The following is a 20,081-nucleotide window of genomic DNA, read 5'->3' as shown; positions in this document are numbered from 1 at the left end:
CGTGGCTTAGCAAAACCGATACAAGACCGCAGCACCGCGCCGAGCCCGAATTATTCGGCACGCGAGGCCACAGTCATGTCAGTTGCTTTTGGCGTTGAGCCCCACAATTGGGGCATTAGAACCTCCCCCCTCCAGATCGTCGGCATCGTCCAAAGCACGTTGGGGTGCGTAACCCTCACGCGCGATGGCGGCCCAGGCGTGCAAGTCAGCATTGGCGACCTTGTCTACCGGCTGGACGTCATCGAAACGGCTGCGGATGCGCAAGTCGGAATTCGCCTCCTCGACGACACCGAATTCAACATCGCCGGCGGGGCGCGCGTCGAACTGCGGGAGTTCGCCTCCGATTCCGACGCCGCGTCGCGCTCGACCATCGTTGCGATCAGCAGCGGAAGCTTTGCGTTCGCGGCCGGCCGGCTGGCGGATGGCGGCACCCTGACGATCGACACGCCCCTCGGCAGCGTTCGGAGCCGCTCCCATGCAACCGGCTTTGGCATTCTGACGATGACGGCGCTGACCTTCGCCATGATGGACCGGGCGCAAGGCGCGGATCCCGACGGCGCGTCTCTGGACAACGACACGCTCTCTTACAAGGACCTTCAGCACGGCGCGTTCGAGCTCATCACCAAGGAGCGGGTGCCGCGACACATCATTGTCGATGATCCAGGCGAAACCGTTGTTCTGAACAGGGTAGGCTCCTCGATCAGCGTTAATCAGGTCGCCAACAGCGCCGCTCGCATGGAGGAGCTGCACGCCGCTCAACAGGACGTGCTTGCCAATCTCACGCGCGGCCCGACGGGCTCCGGCACGCCGCCCTTTGCCTCCACGCCGTCACTGCAGCACATCAATTTCACGTCGGAGAATAGGACTGCGGCACCCAACGTGCTTCCGGTCGCTCCCCCGATCGAGTTCCCCCTGATCGTGGTGCCGCTTCCCGAATTGAACCTGCCGGCCGGCCCGATCGAAATCGACACGTTCAGGTTCGACGATACGTTCGCCACGGTAACCGGCACCTTCACCGCCAGCAGCCCGTTCAACAACACCCTCACCTATGGTCTCGCCGGCGGCACGGCCAGCACCGCGGTTCTGAACGGAGAGACATACGATCTTTGGCAGAGCAGTCCTTTTGGCACGCTCTATCTCAACAGCGCATCCGGCGCCTACACGTTCGTTCCGAATGCGGATGCCATCAACGCCTTGTTGTCGCCGACGACCACGAGCTTCGTCATCACGGTCTCGGACGGCTTCGTCTCGACGAGCCGGAGCTTCGTCGTCACCATCAACGGCGTCAACGACACCGCCATCATCTCGGGCAACGCCGAAGGCACGGTAGTGGAGGCCGGCGGTGTCGCCAATGTGGTACCGGGAACACCGAGCGCAACCGGCACGCTGACAGCCACGGATGTCGACAATCCGCCCGACACGTTCACGACGGTGAGTTCGCCCGCCAGGAGCACGGGCGGCTACGGCACTTTCACGATGACGGCCGGCGGCGTGTGGACCTACACGCTCGACGATAGCAACACCGCAGTACAGTCCCTGAATGCCGGCGATACGCTGATCGATCGGTTCACCGTGACAAGTATCGACGGCACTCCCCAGGTCGTGACGATCGCGATCCAGGGCAGCAACGACGCCGCCGTCGTCTCCGGGATTACCGCCGGTTCGGTCGTCGAGGCGGGCGGCGCCTCACCCGGCACACCGAGCGCGACGGGCACGCTCCTCGCTGGGGATGTGGACAGCACGGCCGATACTTTCGTGGAAGTCAACACACCGATGGCGAGCGCGCAAGCCTATGGCAGCTTCACCATCACCACGGCCGGCGTGTGGACCTACACGCTAGACAATACCAACGCCGCAGTACAGGCGCTCAACAACGGCGATACGCTGACAGACAGCTTCACGGTGACCACGATCGACGGCACGACGCAGATCGTGACGATCACCATCAACGGCAGCAACGACGGGGCGGACGTCTCCGGAACGAAGACTGGCGCGGTGACGGAGGCCGGAGGTGTGGCCAACGGTACGCCCGGCACGCCGGCTGCAACCGGGACATTGACCGATGTCGATCCCGACAACGCGTCCAACACCTTCACGCCGGTGACCACGCCAACGCCGAGCGCAGGCGGCTTCGGGGCCTTCACGATGACCGCGCTTGGGACCTGGACCTACACGCTCGACGATGGCAACGTCACGGTGCAGGCCCTCAATGTCGGCGATGCGCTGATCGACCAGTTCACCGTGACCACGGTCGACGGCACGCCGCAGACGGTGACAATCACGATCCACGGCGCGAATGACGCCGCCATCATTTCCGGAACCGCGACAGGCTCGGTGCTCGAAGCCGGCGTCATCTCTTCCGGCACGCCGGTGGCGACCGGCACGCTCACCGATACCGACGTCGACAATCCGGCCGACACCTTCGTGGCGGTGATCTCGCCCACATCCAGCAACGGTGGCTACGGCACGTTCACGATGACCGCGTCCGGGCTGTGGACCTACACGCTCGACAACTCCAACAACGCGGTACAGGCGCTCAACAACGGAAGCACGCTAACGGACAGCTTCACGGTGATCGCAGCCGACGGCACGCCGCAGACGGTCACGATCACAATCAACGGCAGCAACGACAGCGCGGTCATCTCGGGAACGGCGACAGGTGCCGTGACCGAGGCCGGCGGGGTGGCCAATGGCACGTCCGGCTTGCCGACGACGACGGGGACATTGACCGATATCGATCCCGACAACACCGCCAATACCTTCACGCCGGTCATCACGCCAAGGCCGAGCGCAGGCGGCTTCGGCACGTTCACGATGACCGCACTGGGCGTTTGGGCCTACACGCTCGACAATGCCAACGCCACGGTGCAGGCCCTCAATGCTGGCGATACGCTGACCGACCAATTCACCGTGACCACGATCGACGGGACGCCGAAACTGGTGACGATCACGATCAACGGCACCAATGACGCCGCCATCATTTCCGGGACCACGACAGGCTCGGTGCTCGAGGCCGGCGGCATCGCCCCCGGCACGCCGGTTGCGACCGGCACGCTCACTGATACTGACTTGGACAACCTCGCCAACACCTTCACGGCGGTGACCTCGTCCACTGCAAGCGACGGCGGTTACGGCAGCTTCACGATGACGGCATCGGGGGTGTGGACCTATACACTGGACAATAACAACAGCGTGGTGGACGCGCTCGGCGCCGGCGATACGCTCACCGACCACTTCACGGTAACGTCCATCGACGGCACCACGCAGGAGGTGGCGATCACCATCCACGGCGCCAGCGATGCGGACCCCAACGACTTCGACAATCTGGCGCTGGGAAGCACCGTCGTATCCAACCCTCCGTTTGTTTACGGCACGCCCGGTGACGACAGCGTCGCCGGCGGCGGCAGCATTTCCCAGATCGTCTACGGTGGCGCCGGCGACGACAACCTGAACGGGACCGGCGTGACCGACACCCTCTACGGCGGATCCGGCGACGATACGATCAAGGGCAATAACGGTGACGACCTCATCTACGGCGGCTCCGGACAGGACGATATCAACGGCAACAACGATAACGACACCATCGTCGGCGGGTTCGGCGCGGATACGCTCACGGGCAGCAACGGTGCTGATGTCTTCACTTACCTCTCGGCAGTGGATTCCAGAGCCGGCCGGTTCGACACGATTACCGATTTCATATCGGGAACCGACAAGATCGATCTGAGGGCGGTCGGCGCGCTCGGCTTCGTGATCCTGGCATTGAGCCCGTCAAGCTCCTCCGTGCCGCCCCACACCATCGCCTGGATCTACGACAGCGCGGCCAACGAGACCATCGTGTATGTGAATCCGACCGATCAAACTCTCCAGATCGGTGATTCCAGCCTGCTGGAGGTTCATCTCCAAGGTGTCGCGACCATTGCTTCGTCGGACTTCATCGTGGATGAAGCCGTGGCACCGGTCATGGCGGTGAGCGACACCCTCGATCCGTCCGCAATTATACAAAGTGAAGCGGCTGTCATCACGCTCAGCACGTCCGACACCTCTGCCGACACGTCGGAAAGTGCCAGCACTTCTTCGCTCGACGGCGGTTCGACCGCCGTGGAGGTGAGTTATCTCCTCGATGCCGATTTGGATCACAGCGGAAGGACCACCGAGACGGCGCCTTCCACCTCGGGCGAGATTGAAACGAAATCCACCCTGTGGGAAACGGCCATCGGTTCGCGACCGATGGATTCCTTCAAGTTTGTCTTCGAGCAGACCAAAGCCGATGACGGCGCCTATCTGAAAGGAATCCACACGGCCGAGGCGGCGGTGGAGAGCCATCCCGTGTTCTGGTTCGCGCCGGATGCGCTTCTGGCGGCCGACCAGCATGTCAATGAAGGCAAGGCCGCGGAGAGCCATGGCCGCGCCAGCCTGGCCGACAGCGAGAACGTGCTTGATGCTACGCCATGGAAAGGGCTCGGGGACGGAGACAACCCTCGCTCGATGACGCCTCAGGCAAGCGCGCACGAGCATGCTCCGGCGGAAGCGCCCGGCGGCTCTCATTCTCATCTGCTCTCTGCAGGAGATGGCGAACCGGCAAGCCCGAAGGGCAATCCGCATGAGCCGGGCGATTCCTTCAACTTCCTGAAGCCTACGATCGAGAGGCCGAGCGTCGCATTTGCGAACGATATCCCGCCCGGCCATCAAGAAATCGCGGCGGAGGCCCGCGTTCACGGCGCTCCCGCGATGGCGAGCGAGTTATCGCATCCCGACCTCGGCATTCACGTTGCGGGCGGCGCAGCCGGGCATCATGTGCCGCACGATCTCCTGGTGTGACCGTGGTCTATTGAAGATGCACATGGCGGGAATGCATCGCTAAATCTCGCGAGCCCCGCAAGCCCGAGGCCTGTAACGATCTCGGCCTATTTCCGCCCTGACGGCGGCGTTGCCATCGCCGCCGCCGGCTCGGGCGGGGTCAGGTGACGGGGAACGACGAGGGTTTGCCCCGGGGTGAGCGGTGCATTTTCTGCGAGCGAGTTGCTCTGCGCGAGCGTCCACAGCGGCACGCGATTGGCGGCGGCGATGCTTTCCATGGTGTCGCCCTTGCGCACCGGCACTCGTACACCGGAGTCCCACAATTCGACCAACGTATCGGCCGGCACAAGATAACGCAGCGGCACCGCGTCGGCCTGCGTTTGCGGCGGAATGCGCGGCAGCTTCGTCACCATCTCGACGATCTGGCGATGGATGTCGTCGGATTTCTCGATGTTGATGTGCGAGACGCGCGCGTTCTGCTTCAGGTCGTAGCTCGCGTAATGGCCGCGAAAGCCGGGGACCGCAACGACATCGCCGCCGCCGAGCACGCTGTCGGACAGGAAGATGTTGATGAAGCGCTCGACATTGAGCGGCACGTCGCCGGTCGCATGCGCGGGATCGATGGCGATGACGAGGCTGATCGGGATGTTCTCCTTGGCCGCCATCTCGGAGATGATGATCGAGCACAGCCCGCCCATGGAGTGGCCCATCAGCACGATCGGCGCGGGGCTTTCCTTGTAGCTGGCGATGGCGCGGTCGCCGATGAACCGGCAGATAGTGAACTCATAGACATTGGCCGAGAAGCCGGCCTTCGTCAGCTTTTCTTCGAGCCGATCCATGCCGGTCGAGAAAATCGGGCCCATGGCGCCGCGGAACAGGTAGATTTTTGGCGGCGCCAGCGGCTCGAAAGGCGGAGGCGGCGGCGCGGCAGGCACGGCCGCGGTGGGCTTGGATTTGGCGGGTGAGGCAGCGGCTACGCCGGGGCTCAAGGCGAGCAGTGCAACGGCTGCCAGCGCGACTAGTCGCCTCAGATCAATCATCAGTCCAGCAGTCCCACCACGGAGCCAATGGCCCCCTCCGGGGCTTAGTGACCACCGATTGGGTGGATTTTGGGGCACGGAACCGACTGCCTTTCCCAGCAGCCCGCCAACCCGCCGCCCATCGCGGCATATCACGGACGATCGGCCTCAGGCCGGCCCCGAGGCTAGAACGGCAGAATCCGGTTCAACAGTTCGAGCAGCGTCCGTTGCTCGGCCTCGCTGAGCGAGGCCAGCATCCTTTCATTATAGGGCTGCGTCAGCCTTACGCCCTCGGCAATGAGCTTTGCACCCTTTGGCGTGAGCATCAATTCCACCGCGCGGCGATCGGACTTCGAACGGCTGCGCTTGATCAAGCCGGTCGATTCGAGCTCGTTCAGGATCTTGATCAGGTTCGGCAGGCGGAGGCGGAGCACGCTGGCGATGCTGCTCGGGGGAACGCCGGGATTGTCCCGAATGATCGCGAAGATCGCATAGGTGGCGGGCGTCAGACCCAATGCCGCGAATTCCTCGTAGAAGCCTTCGAAGAACTTCAGCTGCGCGAGCCGCAGCATGAAGCCTGGCGTCCGCTGCAGCGCGCGCAGGTTCAGCGACGTCTCCGGCGACTGCGCGGACTTGGCTCCGGGTCTTACTGCTTTCGCGCTCATGATCCTCAATCCGCGGCGGCCGGAAGACGGCCGAATTGACACTCCCAAAAATAGCTATAAAATATAACTATTATACAGCGGCACCAAGACCGCCCATGGGAGGGAGACAATGAACAGCAAATTCCTGCACAAATTATGCATATTGGCGGCGATGCTGACGGCTGCACCGGCGTTCGCCGAGGACGCGGTGAAGATCGGCATCCTGAACGACCAATCGGGTCCGTTCGCCAGCTATCAGGGCATCGGCTCGGTCGTCGCCGCCAAAATGGCGGTCGAAGACTATGGCGGAAAGGCCGCCGGCAAGCCGGTCGAGGTCGTCGCAGCCGACCATCAGAACAAGACCGATATCGGCATCGGCATCGCCCGGCGCTGGTACGAGAACGAGGGTGTCGATGCGATCTTCGACCTTCCGAACTCGTCGATCGCGCTTGCGGTGGCCGGCATGAGCGCCGAGAAGAACAAGGTCTTCGTCGGATCGGGCGCCGGAACGGTGCTGTTGACCGGCGAGAAATGCACGCCGAACACCGTGCACTGGACCTACGACACCTATGCCTATGGGCGTGGTCTCGGCAAGGCGATCGTGCAGCAGGGCGGCAAGAAATGGTTCTTCATCACCGCCGACTACGCCTTCGGCCATGATCTTGAGAAGCAGGCCGCGGAGGCCGTGAAGGCGTCCGGCGGCGAGGTGCTCGGCAACGTGCGGCATCCGCTGGGAACGGCTGATTACGCCTCGTTCCTGCTCCAGGCCCAGGCGTCGGGCGCGAACGTCATCGGTTTCGCCAATGCCGGCGACGATACCATCACCTCGATGAAGCAGGCCGCCGAGTTCGGGCTGACCAAGGACCGCAAGCTGGTCGGATTGATCCTCGGCATGAACGGCCTGCCCGCACTTGGCCTGAAGTTTGCGCAAGGCGCTCAGATCATGAACCCGTTCTACTGGGATCTGAACGACGGCACGCGGGCTTTCGCCAAACGCTTCGCCGAACGCATTCCCTCGAAGGCCTATCCAAACGACATGCAGGCCGGCGTCTATGCTTCGGTCATTCACTATCTCAAGGCCGTCGACAAGGTCGGCGGCGCCAAGGACGGCAAGGCGGTGGTCGCGGCGATGAAGGCGTTGCCGACTGACGACCCCCTGTTCGGCAAGGGCTACATTCGCAAGGACGGACGCAAGATCCACCCGCTCTACCTCTTGCAGGTCAAGGCTCCGGACGAATCCACGTCGACCTGGGATATGCTGAAGGTCGTCGCTACGATCAAGGGCGAGGACGCGTTCCGCTCCGAGGGCGACGGTCAGTGCCCGCTGGCGAAGCAATAGCCGCCGGGAGCTGACCATGAGCGGCATTGCATCCAGCCCCCTCGACCCGTTCGCACCTGACTTCCTGATGGAGCCTTATCCTGCTTATGAGGAGCTGCGTGCGCTCGGGCCCGTATTCACGCTGGAGCGTTACGGCGTGTGGGCCATGGCAGGCTATGGCGAGGTCGAAGCGGCCCTGAAGGACTGGAAGACCTTCATCAGTGGCGAAGGCGTCGGGCTCCACGGGATGAACCCGGCGTTGCCAAAGCCGCTCACGCTGCAGATCGACCCGCCGGACCACGACAAGGGCCGGCGGGTGCTCGGCCGCACGCTGTCTCCGGGCGTCGCAAGGAGGCTGCGCGAGACGTTTCAGAAGGAAGCGGAGAAGAAGGTTTCGGAGCTGATCGACAAAGGCACGTTCGATGCCGTGAGCGATCTTGCCGAGGCCTATCCGATGAAGGTGTTTCCGGATGCGATCGGCATCCGGCCCGACGGTCGCGAGAAGCTGCTGGCCTGGAGCACCTTCGTGTTCGACAGCTTCGGCCCTGAGAACGAGATCCAGGCCGGCTCGCGCAAGGCGGGCCTCGCGGCCCAGAGCTGGATCATGGATTGTTGCGCGCGAGATGCGTTGCGGCCCGACAGCCTCGGCATGATGATCTACCAGGCGGCCGACGACGGCGAGATCACCGAACACGAGGCGACGCATCTGGTGCGGCCGTTCCTCACGGCGGGGATCGACACCACGGTCAATGGCATCGGCAACACCCTGCTCGCGCTGGCCACCCATCCGGATGAATATCGCAAGCTGCACCACAAGCCGGAGCTGGCGCGCAACGCTTTCGAGGAAGGCCTGCGTTACGATTCACCGATACAGACATTCTTTCGCACCACCTCGCGCGACGTGAAGATCGGCGGCGGCGTCATCCCGGCGCATCGCAAGGTGCTGCTGTTCATGGCCTCGGCCAACCGCGATCCCGCACGCTGGGATAGGCCGGACTGCTTCGAGGTGGAACGGACCGCGACCGGCCACGTCGGTTTCGGCGCAGGCATCCACGCCTGCGTCGGTCAGATGATCGCGCGCCTGGAAGGCGAATTGATCTTCAGCGAGTTCGCAAGGCGCGTTAAGACCATCGAGCTCACGGCGGAGCCGAAGCGCAGGCTCAACAATTCGCTCCGCGGGCTGGAGAGCATGCCCGTGCGAGTGACGGCGGCCTAATTCCGTGTCGAGGCCGCTGCCGCCGAGTGGGCCTGCTGCGGCGCGCCGCGGACGGCGACCGGAGCTGCCGGAGCGCGCGAGCGTATGATCGCGGCGTTGATCTCGGCAATGACACGGCGCTGGATCGCCTCGTTCTTGTCGATCGAGACGTGGCCGACGCCGGTGCCGCGCACGTCGACATTGTCGAGCTTGCCGCGCAGGCCCGCCGCAGCGCGCACCGGCTCACCCGGACCGTCGCCGATATAGATGTTGATGTAGCGCTCGGCGCCGGTCGAGAGCTTGGTCTTGAACACGGAGTCGAGGCCGATGGCGAGCTTCACGGGTACGCCGAGCTGGTTGAGCTTGGCGATCATGTCGGGCAGCGCGGTCGCACCGGAGGAATGGCCGACCAGGACGATGGTCTTGAGCCGGCCTGCCCTGTAGGCGGCCGCAGCTTCATCGGCGAGCGAGGACCAGGAGACGAAGTTGGCGACGGTCACCGGGACGCCCTGCGCCTGGAGCCGGGCACCGATGGTGTCGAGCCCGAGCGAGAAGATGTTGAGTACCCCGCGAAGCAGATAGACATGCGTGGTCGCCGCCGCGGCCTGGCTGGGCGCAGCCTTGGCAGTGGTCGGGTTGATGGCAATTGCTGACAGCAGGAGCAGGCACGTCGCCCACACCCGGAGGGCTGACAACTGGTTGGCGCCAGCGGTGTGACGGCCGTTCGGTCTCATCGATCTATTCCTTGGGGACAATGCGCTTTGCGATTGGCCGGAATCGTAGCCACGGCCTGCTCGCAGACGCAACAAAGAGGCACGTGAACGGCCAATCTTACCCACAACCCGTGACCATCGCGCAACACCTGCCCGAAACCTGCCACCGAAGGGCCTGTTTTGAGACCATTTTTCTCCGGGCAATTGCGGCCTGGCAAAGGCATTCCTATCTCAGGGCTCCGCTGACCGCCCATCCGGCAGGTTCCAGCCTCCCTCCCCAGCTTTTGCCCTCAGCCTTACGGCCATCCATGTCCTCCATCATCTCCGTCGCCAATTTGTCGAAGACCTATGGGTCCGGCTTCAAGGCGCTCAAGAACGTCAATCTCGACATCAAGCGCGGCGAGATCTTCGCGCTGCTCGGCCCGAACGGCGCCGGCAAGACCACGCTGATCTCGATCATCTGCGGCATCGCCAATCCCAGCGAAGGGCGCGTCCTCGTCGGCGGCGAGAACATCCAGACCTCCTACCGCAAGGCCCGCTCGCTGATCGGCCTCGTGCCGCAGGAATTGCACACCGACGCCTTCGAAAGCGTATGGGCCACCGTGAGCTTCTCCCGCGGCCTGTTCGGCAAGCCGAAGAATCCCGCCCATATCGAGAAGGTGCTGAAAGACCTCTCGCTCTGGGACAAGAAGGACAACAAGATCATTACGCTCTCCGGCGGCATGAAGCGCCGCGTGATGATCGCGAAAGCGCTGTCGCACGAGCCGCAGATCCTGTTTCTGGACGAGCCCACCGCCGGTGTCGACGTCGAGCTGCGCAAGGGCATGTGGGAGGTGGTGCGCGGTCTGCAGCAATCCGGCGTCACCATCATCCTCACCACGCATTACATCGAGGAAGCCGAGGAGATGGCCGACCGCATTGGCGTCATCAACAAGGGCGAGATCGTGCTGATCGAGGACAAGTCGACCTTGATGCAGAAGCTCGGCAAGAAACGGCTGACGCTGCATCTGCAGGGCAAGCTCGACGCGCTGCCGGAGAGCCTCGGCCATTACGAGCTCGAGCTCTGCGATAAAGGCACAACGCTGGTCTACGATTACGACACCAAGGGCGAGCGCACGGGCATCACCAGCCTGCTCGGCGATCTCCGCACCGCCGGTATCCGCTTCAATGATCTCGACACGACGCAATCGTCGCTCGAGGACATCTTCGTCGATCTCGTGAGGACGTCATGAACCACCGCGCCATCCGCGCCATCTATCTGTTCGAAATGGCGCGCACCTGGCGCACGCTGCTGCAAAGCATCGTGTCGCCGGTGGTTTCCACTTCGCTCTATTTCGTGGTGTTCGGCGCCGCGATCGGCTCGCGCATCAGCGAGGTCGAGGGCGTCAGCTACGGCACCTTCATCGTGCCGGGCCTGATCATGCTCTCGGTGCTGACCCAGAGCATCGCCAACGCCTCGTTCGGCATCTACTTTCCGAAATTCACCGGCACGATCTACGAGATCCTGTCGGCACCGATCTCCTATTTCGAGATCGTGCTCGGCTATGTCGGCGCCGCCGCGACCAAATCGATCATCTTGGGCCTCATCATCCTGGCAACGGCCGGGCTTTTCGTTCCACTGCACATCCAGCATCCGGTCTGGATGCTGACCTTCCTGGTGCTGACGGCGGTGACGTTCAGCCTGTTCGGTTTCATCATCGGCATCTGGGCCGACGGATTCGAAAAGCTGCAGATGATCCCGATGCTGGTGGTGACGCCGCTGACCTTCCTCGGCGGAAGCTTCTATTCCATCGACATGCTGCCGCCCACCTGGCGCACGGTGGCGCTGCTCAACCCGGTCGTCTATCTGATCTCCGGCTTCCGCTGGAGCTTCTATGAGATCGCGGATGTCAGCGTATCCGTCAGCATCGGCATGACTGTGGCGTTCCTGGTGATCTGCCTGGTCGTGATCTGGTGGATTTTCCGCACCGGATACCGACTGAAGAATTGATTGCTCCGTTGTTCCGGGGCGTGCGAAGCGCGACTCCGGAATCGTCATCCACTGGATATTGCCGCCCAATGGATTCCGGGTTCGCCCTTCGGGCGCCCCGGAATAACGACGTCACCGATAGCAGTGAAAACGGTGGTAGCCGTCATAATAACCGCGACAGCGGTGGCGATAATGACGGTGGGGAATGCCGAGCACGCCCTCGACGGCGCCAACGGCGCCGCCGACACCGGCACCGACGACACCGCCAACTGCGCCGCCCACGGGACCTGCGATACGGTTGCCCTCATAGGAGCCTTCCTGGGCGCCGCGCACGATGCCTTGGGCGTGGCCGGCTTGCGGTAGCGACAACAGCGCGAGCAGGATGGCGGCGGCCGCGAAAAGCAGGCGGACAGGCAAACCGGCCGGCAAGGCGGCGACACGGGCTTTGTTCATCTTCGGTCCCAAAAGGCTGAAAGGAATAACCGACGGCGGACGCCGCCTGTCGAGAGCTGCGATCAACGCGCGGCGCGGCGGAATGGTTGCGCCTTTGTGACGAATTGTCGGCGTCGTGAACGCCCGTTCGGCTCGCGAAAATGTCAGCGCCGCCGCCAGCCACGCGGCACAAAGCGGCCTTGCTTACGCCCGCCGCCGCGTTAACGATGGGGGGCCAGGCCGCTGGAACGAAAGCCGGATTGCAGGCATATTGCACGCCGGGGGACGGAGAGCCGCGGCGCTAGCATGAACAGGCCGGAGGCCAGTAGTCCGATGCGTTCGTTTTTGATTGCTTTCACATCCCTGATGCTTTTGAGCGCTGGCGCCGCGCAGGCCAAGGTCGAGATCACCGTCGACAAGGACAATCAGCAGATGACCGTCGCCGTCGACGGCGTCGCGCGCTATCGCTGGCCGGTCTCGACCGGCCTCCCCTCGCGCGAGACGCCGAACGGCGCCTTCCGCGCCTTCCGCATGGAAGAGGACCACTACTCCAAGGAATTCGACGACGCCCCGATGCCGCACGCGATCTTCTTCACCAAGGTCGGGCATGCCATCCACGGCACGGACTCGGTCGGCCGGCTCGGCTCACCCGCCTCCCACGGCTGCGTGCGGCTGTCGCGCCAGAATGCCTCGACGCTCTATGCGCTGGTGCAGCAGCAGGGCGTGCTCAACACCACGGTGACGCTGACCGGCTCGGCGCAGGTGGCGCTCGCCCGCAATCCACGCGGCCGCACCAGCACTGCGGTGGCGCGGGCACCGCAGCAGCCCACTGAGGAGCAATATGCCACGACAAGCGATCCGGTGAACCTGGCGCCGCCGGCGCAGCCCGTCCGTCGCTACATGCCGCAGGACGACAACTACATCTATCCCGCCGACGGCAGCGACACCGGCGCACGCTATCCGGCGCCGCGTTCGGCCGGCCGCCCGCTCTATGACGCCCAAGTGTATCAGCAGCAGCCGCGGCCCTATTACGACCAGAGCTATGGCCAGCAGGACTACTACCATCAGCCACAGCCCCGACAGCTTTACCAGCCGCGCGGCTATTACTACCAGAATTGATACGGCCCTCGCCGACCAGCACGAACAATAGATGTCCCTTCGAGGCACCATGCCATCACGTGCCGCGACCACTCTGACCGTGTTGTTGGCCCTGATAGCGGGACAAGCCATGGGCTTCGATCTCGAGGCGCATCGCGGCGGTCGGGCGCTGTTGCCGGAAAACACCCTGCCGGCCTTCGCCAACGCGCTGTCGATGGGCGTGGACACGCTGGAGCTCGACGCCGGCGTCACCGCAGACGGCGAAGTCGTCATCTCGCATGACCGCAGGCTCAATCCCGATCTCACGCGCGATGCGGGCGGCGCCTACATCGCGCCGCCCGGCACGCCCTTCGTGAAGCTGCGTCTCGACGAGGTCAGGACCTATGACGTCGGTCAGATCCGGCCGGACAGCGCCTACGCCAAACAATTCCCCGACCAGCGCGGCGTCCCGGGAGCTCGCATCCCCACCTTGCGCGAGCTGTTCGCGCTAGCGCGCAAGTCCGGCAACACGCGCGTGCGCTTCAACATCGAAACCAAGATCGATCCGAACCGCCCGGATGAATCCCTCACCCCGCAGGCCTTCGTCACCCGCCTGCTGGATTTGATCGAAGCCGAAGGATTTTCCGACCGCGTCATGATCCAGTCATTCGACTGGCGAACGTTGCAGCTCGTGCAGCAGAAGGCGCCGAAGATGCCGACGGCGTACCTCACGCTCCAGCGCGGCACAGCCACAGTGGCGCTGGACAAGGCCACCAGCTGGACGGCGGGTTTCAATCCGGCCGATCATGGTGGCTCGCTGCCGCGCACCATCAAGGCCGCGGGCGGCGCAGTGTGGTCGCCTCATTTCGGCGACGTGACGGCGGCGCTGATCTCGGAAGCGCACGGACTCGGATTGCGCGTGGTGGTTTGGACGGTCAACAAGCCCGACGACATGGCGCGCATGATCGAGCTTGGCGTCGACGGCATCATCTCGGACCGGCCGGACCTGTTGCGGCAGGTCGCCGGTGAGAAGGGAATTGCGTTGCCGGCGGGAACGCCGGTGGCACCGTAAGGCAGTCTCGCGTCCCGGACGCGGTGCGGCGTGCAACGCTGCTCCGCAAAGCCGGGACCCAGAACGCCGCGTCATGGACCCAGTATCTGCTGCGCATCATTTCGTGCTGCGCAGCGCCCGGGGGCACGGGATGCATTCGGGCTTCCCTACTCCCCGTCCCGATAACGCCGGTACAGCGCGCCCAGGATGTTGGAATAGTCGTCGCTCCAGACCCGCACCCTGTCGTCGGCCTCGGTCTGCTCCCACGACTTGTTGGAGGCGAGCCTGCCGATATCAGCCTCCTCCCTTGCGGAGATGACGACGTCGGTCGAGAAAATGTAGTCACCATCGCGCCCCGAATCCTCGTTGAAGACCCAGCTCTTGAGGTCGTTTGAATCGGCGATGCCGACCACGACGGTCTCGAGATCGAGATGCCGGTTGGAGACGTGCATCAGCACCGCGCCGTGCGGGGCCAGCTTGTCCTTGTAGATCTTCATCGCCTCCTTGGTCGCAAGATGGATCGGGATCGCATCGGACGAGTAGGCGTCGACGATGATGAGGTCGTAGGCACCGTCGGGCTCCTTGGCGAAGGTCAGCCGCGCATCGCCGATCACCGGCTTCATGTCGGGCATGCAGCTCGAGATGTAGCGGAAATTCCTGGGGTTGCGCGCCGCGTCCACCATGGATTGGTCGATCTCGAAGAACTTCCAGTCTTCGCCGTGCTCGACAGCACAAGCGAGCGTGCCCGAGCCGACGCCGATCGCGGCGACCTTCAGCGGCGCGCCCTTGCGCTCGCGGATGGCGGTGACGGCCTGACCAATGCCGCCGTCCTTGTGGTAATAGGTGATCGGCTCGGGCCGGCCGGTGACCTGAGTGCCGTCATTGTTGCGGAAGCGTTCGGCGCCATGAATGGTGGTGCCGTGCATCAGCACGTGGAAATAGCCACCGGGCGTCTCCACGATCTTGTGCACGCCGAAGAAACTTCGCACCGTGGTGACGCGCCCTTCGTCCGCCGGATAGATTCGGATCAGCGCCAGCGCGAGTGCGACGGTCGCAAAGATTTTCCAGCGACCGGCATTGAGCACCAGCGCGAGCAGCGCAGCGAGTGCGCCGACGAAGCCGGCGATCCAGACGCGGTGGTCCTCGAACCACGTTGAAAGATCGCCTGTCATGATAGAGGGCGCAACGAGCCCCACTGCGAGCGCGGCGAGTGCCAGCCAATACCATTTGACGATACCGGCGAGACGTTCGTTCGCGGGCGGCCGGCACAGCGCTGCGAGCGCGATCAGGATCGGATATTCGGCGATCCAGGAGAAGGTGAATGGCGCAACCAGGCCGGCAAAGAGACCGCCGACCATGCCGCCGAACGACAGCGCCACATAGAAGCCGGTGAGATATTTGGCGGCCGGCCGCGTCCGCGCCAGCTCGCCATGGCAGGCCATGGCGATGACGAAGAAGCACAATTGATGGCCGCCGAGCGTGAGCAGCAGGTTCTGCTCGCCGCCATAGGCCAGCAGGACAACCACGCCCGCGATCGCGACCGGCTGGAGCATCAACATCCATTTGTGCGGCAACAGCGGACGCGACTGGAACACGACCACCCAGGTGAGCAGGTACAGCGACAGCGGCAGCACCCACAGAAGCGGCGCCGCCGCGACGTCGGTCGAGATGTGCGCCGTCACCGCGATGAGCAGGCCGGACGGCACCGCAGCCAGGAAGATCCAGCGCAGCCGCATCAGCAGAGCGGGCGCCGGCGCATTCACCTCCTCGGTTCGCGCGTCGACCTCGGCCAATTTCGGCGAACGCAACAGCAACGCGCCGCAGGCAGCGATTAGCAGGATCAGGAGGCCATAGCCGGCAGTCCAGAACCGGTTCTGCGTGTGCAGCGTGAAGATCGGCTCCAGCAGGAATGGATAGGACAACAGCGCAAGGAAGCTGCCGATGTTGGAGGAGGCATAGAGGAAGTACGGATCGTGCGCGGCGGGATGGCCGGTGCGGACGAACCAGGCCTGCAGCAGCGGATTGTTGGCGGCGAGCGCAAAGAACGGCAAGCCGATCGAAACCACGAACAGGCCGAGCAGCCAGAGCGCATAGCCCGAAGCGGGAGGCTCGCCATAGGCGGAGGCGATGCCGAGCGGCAGCGTGACGAACGCCGCGATCAGCAGCACCAGATGCACTGCGACCGGAACGATGCGGTTTCTGACCTGCATCAACAGATGAGCATAGGCGTAGCCCGCCAGCAGCAGCGACTGGAAGAACACCATCGCCACCGACCACACCGCCGGCGAGCCGCCGAGCCGCGGCAGCACCATCTTCGTGAACAGCGGCTGCACGGAGAACAGCAGCAGCGCGCTGACGAAGATCGCCGCGGTGTAGACCGTCAGCAGCAGCCGGTTGCGCGACGAAGACGGCTGCTCCGTGGCGGCGGGTTGCACGATCGAATCCATGAGCGCTCCGGCGAACAATTCTCCGGCGGGCGCCGGACGCGCGCAATGGAGCATAAGGCGCCTGAACGGGCAATAAAGGGGCGCGTGATGTTGCCGCGAGAAATGCCTGATATACAGATGTCGTTCCGGGGCACCTCGAGGAGGCAAACCCGGAACCTCAAGATTTCCGGGCTCGATGCCGCGCATCGCCCCGGAAGGACGCCAGGGACATCATGAACGAAACCGACGTCGTCATCATCGGCGCTGGCCATAACGGCCTCACTTGCGCGGCCTATCTCGCGATGGCGGGCCTGCGCGTGCGCGTGGTCGAGCGCCGCAAGGTGGTCGGCGGTGCCGCGGTCACGGAGGAGTTTCACCCGGGATTCCGCAATTCGGTCGCAGCCTACACGGTAAGCCTGCTCAATCCGCAGGTGATCCGTGACCTCAAGCTCACTGAACAGGGCCTGCGGATCGTCGAACGGCGCGCCCAGAATTTCTTGCCCGCACCTGACGGCAGCTATCTTCTCACCGGCGAGGGACGGACGAAGGCATCGGTCGCGCGGCTGAGCACGCATGACGCGGCTGCGCTCGACGGGTTTTCGCGCGAGCTTGAAGACATCTCCGACGTGCTCAGGCAGTTCGTGCTCCGCGCGCCACCGAACCTCGTCGACGGCTTTGGCACGGCGGCGTTGCGCGAAGGCGTCAACGCCTGGACGACCGCCAATATCCTGCGCGGCCTGACGCTGGAGCAGAGCCGCAGCCTGCTCGATCTCTTCACCCGCTCCGCCGGCGAGATGCTGGACGAGCGCTTCGAGCATGATCTGGTCAAGGCGCTGTTCGGCTTCGACGCCATCGTCGGCAACTATGCCAGTCCCTACGCGGCCGGCTCGGCCTATGTGATGCTGCATCACGCCTTCGGCGAGGTGAACGGCAAGAAGGGTGTTTGGGGCCACGCCATCGGCGGCATGGGCGCGATCACGCAGGCGATGGCGCGCGCGGCACGCGATCGTGGCGTCGTGATCGACACCGACGCGGGCGTCCGCGAGATCATCGTCGAGCGCGACCGCGCCGCCGGAATCGTGCTGGAGAACGGCGAGACGATCCGCGCGAAATATGTCGCGGCCAACGTCAATCCAAAGCTGCTCTACACGCATTTGGTCGCGGCCGAGGCCCTGCCTGCGGACTTCCTCGCGCGCATCCGGCACTGGAAGAACGGCTCCGGCACCTTCCGCATGAACGTGGCGCTGGACCGCCTGCCCTCCTTCACGGCGCTGCCGGGCGAAGGCGATCATCTCTCATCCGGCATCATCCTGGCGCCGAGCCTTCCCTACATGGACCGCGCCTATCTCGATGCCCGCGCGCAGGGCTGGAGCCGCGAGCCCGTGGTCGAGATGCTGATCCCCTCGACGCTCGACGACACGCTGGCGCCCGCGGGAAAGCACGTCGCGAGCCTGTTCTGCCAGCACGTCGCGCCGGACCTTCCGGATGGAAAGTCGTGGGACGACCATCGCGACGAGGTCGCCGATCTCATGATCGCGACGGTGGATCAATACGCGCCGGGTTTTGCGGGAAGCGTGCGCGGCCGCCAGATCCTGTCCCCGCTCGATCTCGAACGGCAGTTCGGGCTTCTCGGCGGCGACATCTTCCACGGCGCGCTGAGCTTGAACCAGTTGTTCTCGGCGCGGCCGATGCTGGGCCATGCGGATTATCGCGGGCCGTTGAGGGGCCTCTACCATTGCGGCTCCGGCGCCCATCCCGGCGGCGGCGTCACCGGCGCTCCCGGCCATAACGCGGCGCAGGTGATCCTGAGGGATCACCGGTCGCTGCTCGGAAGCCGTGGATAGGTCTGTGGATAGGGTGTGGACGGGCTGTTGAACGGCCTGTGGACAGACCGAGGATGGCTTGGGCGAGAACGTTGGGACGAACTGAGGAAAGTCGGTGGAAATCGGTGGGCCATTGGCGGGAAAAGCCGGTGGATAACGTCCCGGCAAGCTGCGGACAATCTGTGAATATCGAAAGCGCTCGCCAGAAACGACCTCGCCCGCCAGGGGAATTCCCCTCGCGGGCGGTGATCAGGAATAGCCTCGGAAGAAAAGCAGCCTCGCTGGGAAATGGAGGCGGAAATTACTTCAAGGAGGTGCTAATCGAAGTGAACTTCTCGTTCATGGTGGTGCCCAGGTTGTTCACCACGGTGATGATCGCCAGGGCGATGCCCGCCGCAATCAGACCGTATTCGATCGCCGTTGCACCGGACTCATCCGACCAGAACTTCTGAATCATGCTCTTCAAGGTTAGCCTCCGTTTCAACTAAAAGATGCGATGACTTAATTTGACACTCGGAAATGTACGGGACACAGCCTTCGCCCGAGTTAACCGGGGAACCGCAAGTTATGCGGTAAATCGGGAACAAAAGTTCCCAAAATTAAACTCAATGGAACCCTGATGCAGCCTTCTCCGACCCATCGCGCCAGCTTTTCCATAAGCAGCGAGGCCGACGCCAGGCGTGTCGTCGACGTGCTCACCGAGGTGTTTTTCGAGAGCGATGCGGCGGTCGCCGCCTTCGAGGGGCCGGACGGGCAATGGGACGTCACGCTTCATTTCGCCGAGGCGCCCGACCAGGCGCTCCTGCGAGAACTCGTTGTAAATTCGGCAGGAAATGCGGTCGCCGACACCCTTATCTTTGACACGATGGAAGCCAAGGACTGGGTCAAGGCCAGCCTGGAAGACCTCGTCCCAGTGCCGGCCGGGCGCTTCGTCGTGCACGGCAGCCACGACCGCGACCGCGTGGCGCCGAACAAGCTCGGGATTGAGATCGAGGCGGCACTCGCCTTCGGCACCGGCCACCATGGCACCACCCGCGGCTGTTTACTGCTGCTTGACCATGTCCTGAAGAGTTCCCGTCCGCGGAACCTCCTCGACCTCGGCACCGGCACGGGCGTGCTGGCCATCGCCGCGGCGAAAGCGCTGCACCGCCACGTGCTCGCCTCCGACATCGACCCGCCATCGGTACGGGTGGCGAGCGAAAACGCCCGGCTGAACGAAGTGGGCAATCATGTGCGGGTGATCCGCGCCACCGGCTTCGCCGCGCCGGATTTTGGAAAGGCCGGCCCATTCGACCTGGTGCTGGCCAACATCCTTGCCAACCCGCTCAGGCAATTGGCGGGCCCGATGGCGCGGCATCTTGCGCCCGGCGGACGCGTCATCCTCTCCGGCCTGCTGACGCACCAGGCGCCCGCCGTGATCGCCGCCTACCGCGCGCGCGGCCTCGTGCCGTTGAAGCATCTGCGGATCGAGGGATGGAGCAGCCTGTTGCTGCGGAAGATAGGATAACCACGTCTCCACGCCCGGGATCGTCGGGAGACCTGGGCCCCCTCACCCGGACCGCATCTTTACGATGCGATCCGACCTCTCGCCGCAAGCGGGGCGAGGTGAGCAAACAC

15 protein-coding genes are annotated in these 20,081 nt (G+C 64.1%); 9 read left to right on the top strand and 6 right to left on the bottom strand.

Features of this window, described 5'->3' with window-relative positions:
* The first annotated feature begins 198 nt into the window (after positions 1 to 198).
* Positions 199 to 4,818: a VCBS domain-containing protein gene (locus RX330_RS07265; protein ID WP_317242549.1), complete on the top strand. Its 4,620-nt coding sequence runs from the start codon at positions 199 to 201 to the stop codon at positions 4,816 to 4,818.
* 86 nt (positions 4,819 to 4,904) lie between these two features.
* On the opposite strand, the gene RX330_RS07260 is transcribed toward RX330_RS07265, so the two are convergent.
* On the bottom strand, positions 4,905 to 5,837 hold the full coding sequence (locus RX330_RS07260) for a LysM peptidoglycan-binding domain-containing protein (RefSeq protein ID WP_317242548.1): 933 nt from the start codon (positions 5,835 to 5,837) through the stop codon (positions 4,905 to 4,907).
* A 164-nt stretch (positions 5,838 to 6,001) separates the two neighbouring features.
* A complete protein-coding gene (locus tag RX330_RS07255; protein WP_317242547.1) occupies positions 6,002 to 6,481 on the bottom strand; it encodes a MarR family winged helix-turn-helix transcriptional regulator in 480 nt (159 codons plus the stop codon).
* A gap of 109 nt (positions 6,482 to 6,590) precedes the next feature.
* Between RX330_RS07255 and RX330_RS07250 the strand changes: the two genes are divergently transcribed.
* Together RX330_RS07250 and RX330_RS07245 are read left to right on the top strand one after the other, a co-directional pair.
* Positions 6,591 to 7,799, top strand: coding sequence for an ABC transporter substrate-binding protein (locus RX330_RS07250; protein ID WP_317242546.1), 1,209 nt, complete (start codon positions 6,591 to 6,593; stop codon positions 7,797 to 7,799).
* 16 nt (positions 7,800 to 7,815) lie between these two features.
* The gene (locus RX330_RS07245; protein WP_317242545.1) at positions 7,816 to 8,994 is read left to right on the top strand and encodes a cytochrome P450; all 1,179 of its coding nucleotides are present in this window, start codon (positions 7,816 to 7,818) and stop codon (positions 8,992 to 8,994) included.
* Here the strand turns inward: RX330_RS07245 and RX330_RS07240 are convergent.
* Positions 8,991 to 9,707, bottom strand: a complete 717-nt coding sequence (locus RX330_RS07240) for a hypothetical protein (RefSeq protein ID WP_317242544.1) — start codon at positions 9,705 to 9,707, stop codon at positions 8,991 to 8,993. The two genes, RX330_RS07245 and RX330_RS07240, sit on opposite strands and share 4 nt — an antisense overlap.
* Before the next feature lie 287 nt (positions 9,708 to 9,994).
* Between RX330_RS07240 and RX330_RS07235 the strand changes: the two genes are divergently transcribed.
* Both RX330_RS07235 and RX330_RS07230 read left to right on the top strand, forming a co-directional pair.
* Complete coding sequence (locus tag RX330_RS07235) at positions 9,995 to 10,918, top strand: ABC transporter ATP-binding protein (RefSeq protein ID WP_212080630.1); 924 nt, start codon at positions 9,995 to 9,997, stop codon at positions 10,916 to 10,918.
* Positions 10,915 to 11,676 carry an ABC transporter permease gene (locus RX330_RS07230; RefSeq protein WP_212080629.1) on the top strand — a complete coding sequence of 254 codons (762 nt, stop codon included), beginning with the start codon at positions 10,915 to 10,917 and terminating at the stop codon, positions 11,674 to 11,676. Before RX330_RS07235 ends, RX330_RS07230 begins: the two co-directional genes overlap by 4 nt.
* 111 nt (positions 11,677 to 11,787) lie before the next feature.
* Here the strand turns inward: RX330_RS07230 and RX330_RS07225 are convergent, their stop codons facing one another.
* Positions 11,788 to 12,108, bottom strand: coding sequence for a hypothetical protein (locus RX330_RS07225; protein ID WP_212080628.1), 321 nt, complete (start codon positions 12,106 to 12,108; stop codon positions 11,788 to 11,790).
* 285 nt (positions 12,109 to 12,393) lie between these two features.
* Between RX330_RS07225 and RX330_RS07220 the strand changes: the two genes are divergently transcribed.
* Positions 12,394 to 13,206: a L,D-transpeptidase gene (locus RX330_RS07220; RefSeq protein WP_317242543.1), complete on the top strand. Its 813-nt coding sequence runs from the start codon at positions 12,394 to 12,396 to the stop codon at positions 13,204 to 13,206.
* Between the two features lie 49 nt (positions 13,207 to 13,255).
* Positions 13,256 to 14,236, top strand: a complete 981-nt coding sequence (locus RX330_RS07215; protein ID WP_317242542.1) for a glycerophosphodiester phosphodiesterase — start codon at positions 13,256 to 13,258, stop codon at positions 14,234 to 14,236.
* 146 nt (positions 14,237 to 14,382) lie between these two features.
* Here RX330_RS07215 and RX330_RS07210 read toward each other — a convergent pair whose 3' ends face one another.
* Entirely contained in the window at positions 14,383 to 16,662 is a 2,280-nt protein-coding gene (locus RX330_RS07210) for a fused MFS/spermidine synthase (RefSeq protein WP_317242541.1), read from the bottom strand.
* Positions 16,663 to 16,874: 212 nt separating this feature from the next.
* On the opposite strand from RX330_RS07210, the gene RX330_RS07205 reads away from it, so the two are divergent.
* On the top strand, positions 16,875 to 18,485 hold the full coding sequence (locus RX330_RS07205; RefSeq protein WP_317242540.1) for a phytoene desaturase family protein: 1,611 nt from the start codon (positions 16,875 to 16,877) through the stop codon (positions 18,483 to 18,485).
* A gap of 280 nt (positions 18,486 to 18,765) precedes the next feature.
* On the opposite strand, the gene RX330_RS07200 is transcribed toward RX330_RS07205, so the two are convergent.
* Positions 18,766 to 18,921 (bottom strand): Flp family type IVb pilin, encoded by a 156-nt coding sequence (locus RX330_RS07200; RefSeq protein WP_375847607.1) that lies wholly within the window; start codon positions 18,919 to 18,921, stop codon positions 18,766 to 18,768.
* Between the two features lie 162 nt (positions 18,922 to 19,083).
* On the opposite strand from RX330_RS07200, the gene RX330_RS07195 reads away from it, so the two are divergent.
* A complete protein-coding gene (locus RX330_RS07195) occupies positions 19,084 to 19,971 on the top strand; it encodes a 50S ribosomal protein L11 methyltransferase (protein ID WP_317242539.1) in 888 nt (295 codons plus the stop codon).
* Positions 19,972 to 20,081 lie beyond the last annotated feature (110 nt).

Source organism: Bradyrhizobium sp. NDS-1 (genome assembly GCF_032918005.1).
GTDB lineage: Bacteria > Pseudomonadota > Alphaproteobacteria > Rhizobiales > Xanthobacteraceae > Bradyrhizobium > Bradyrhizobium tunisiense.
The sequence above is the reverse complement of the archived record's forward strand: the minus strand, read 5'-3'. Positions and strand labels throughout refer to the sequence as shown.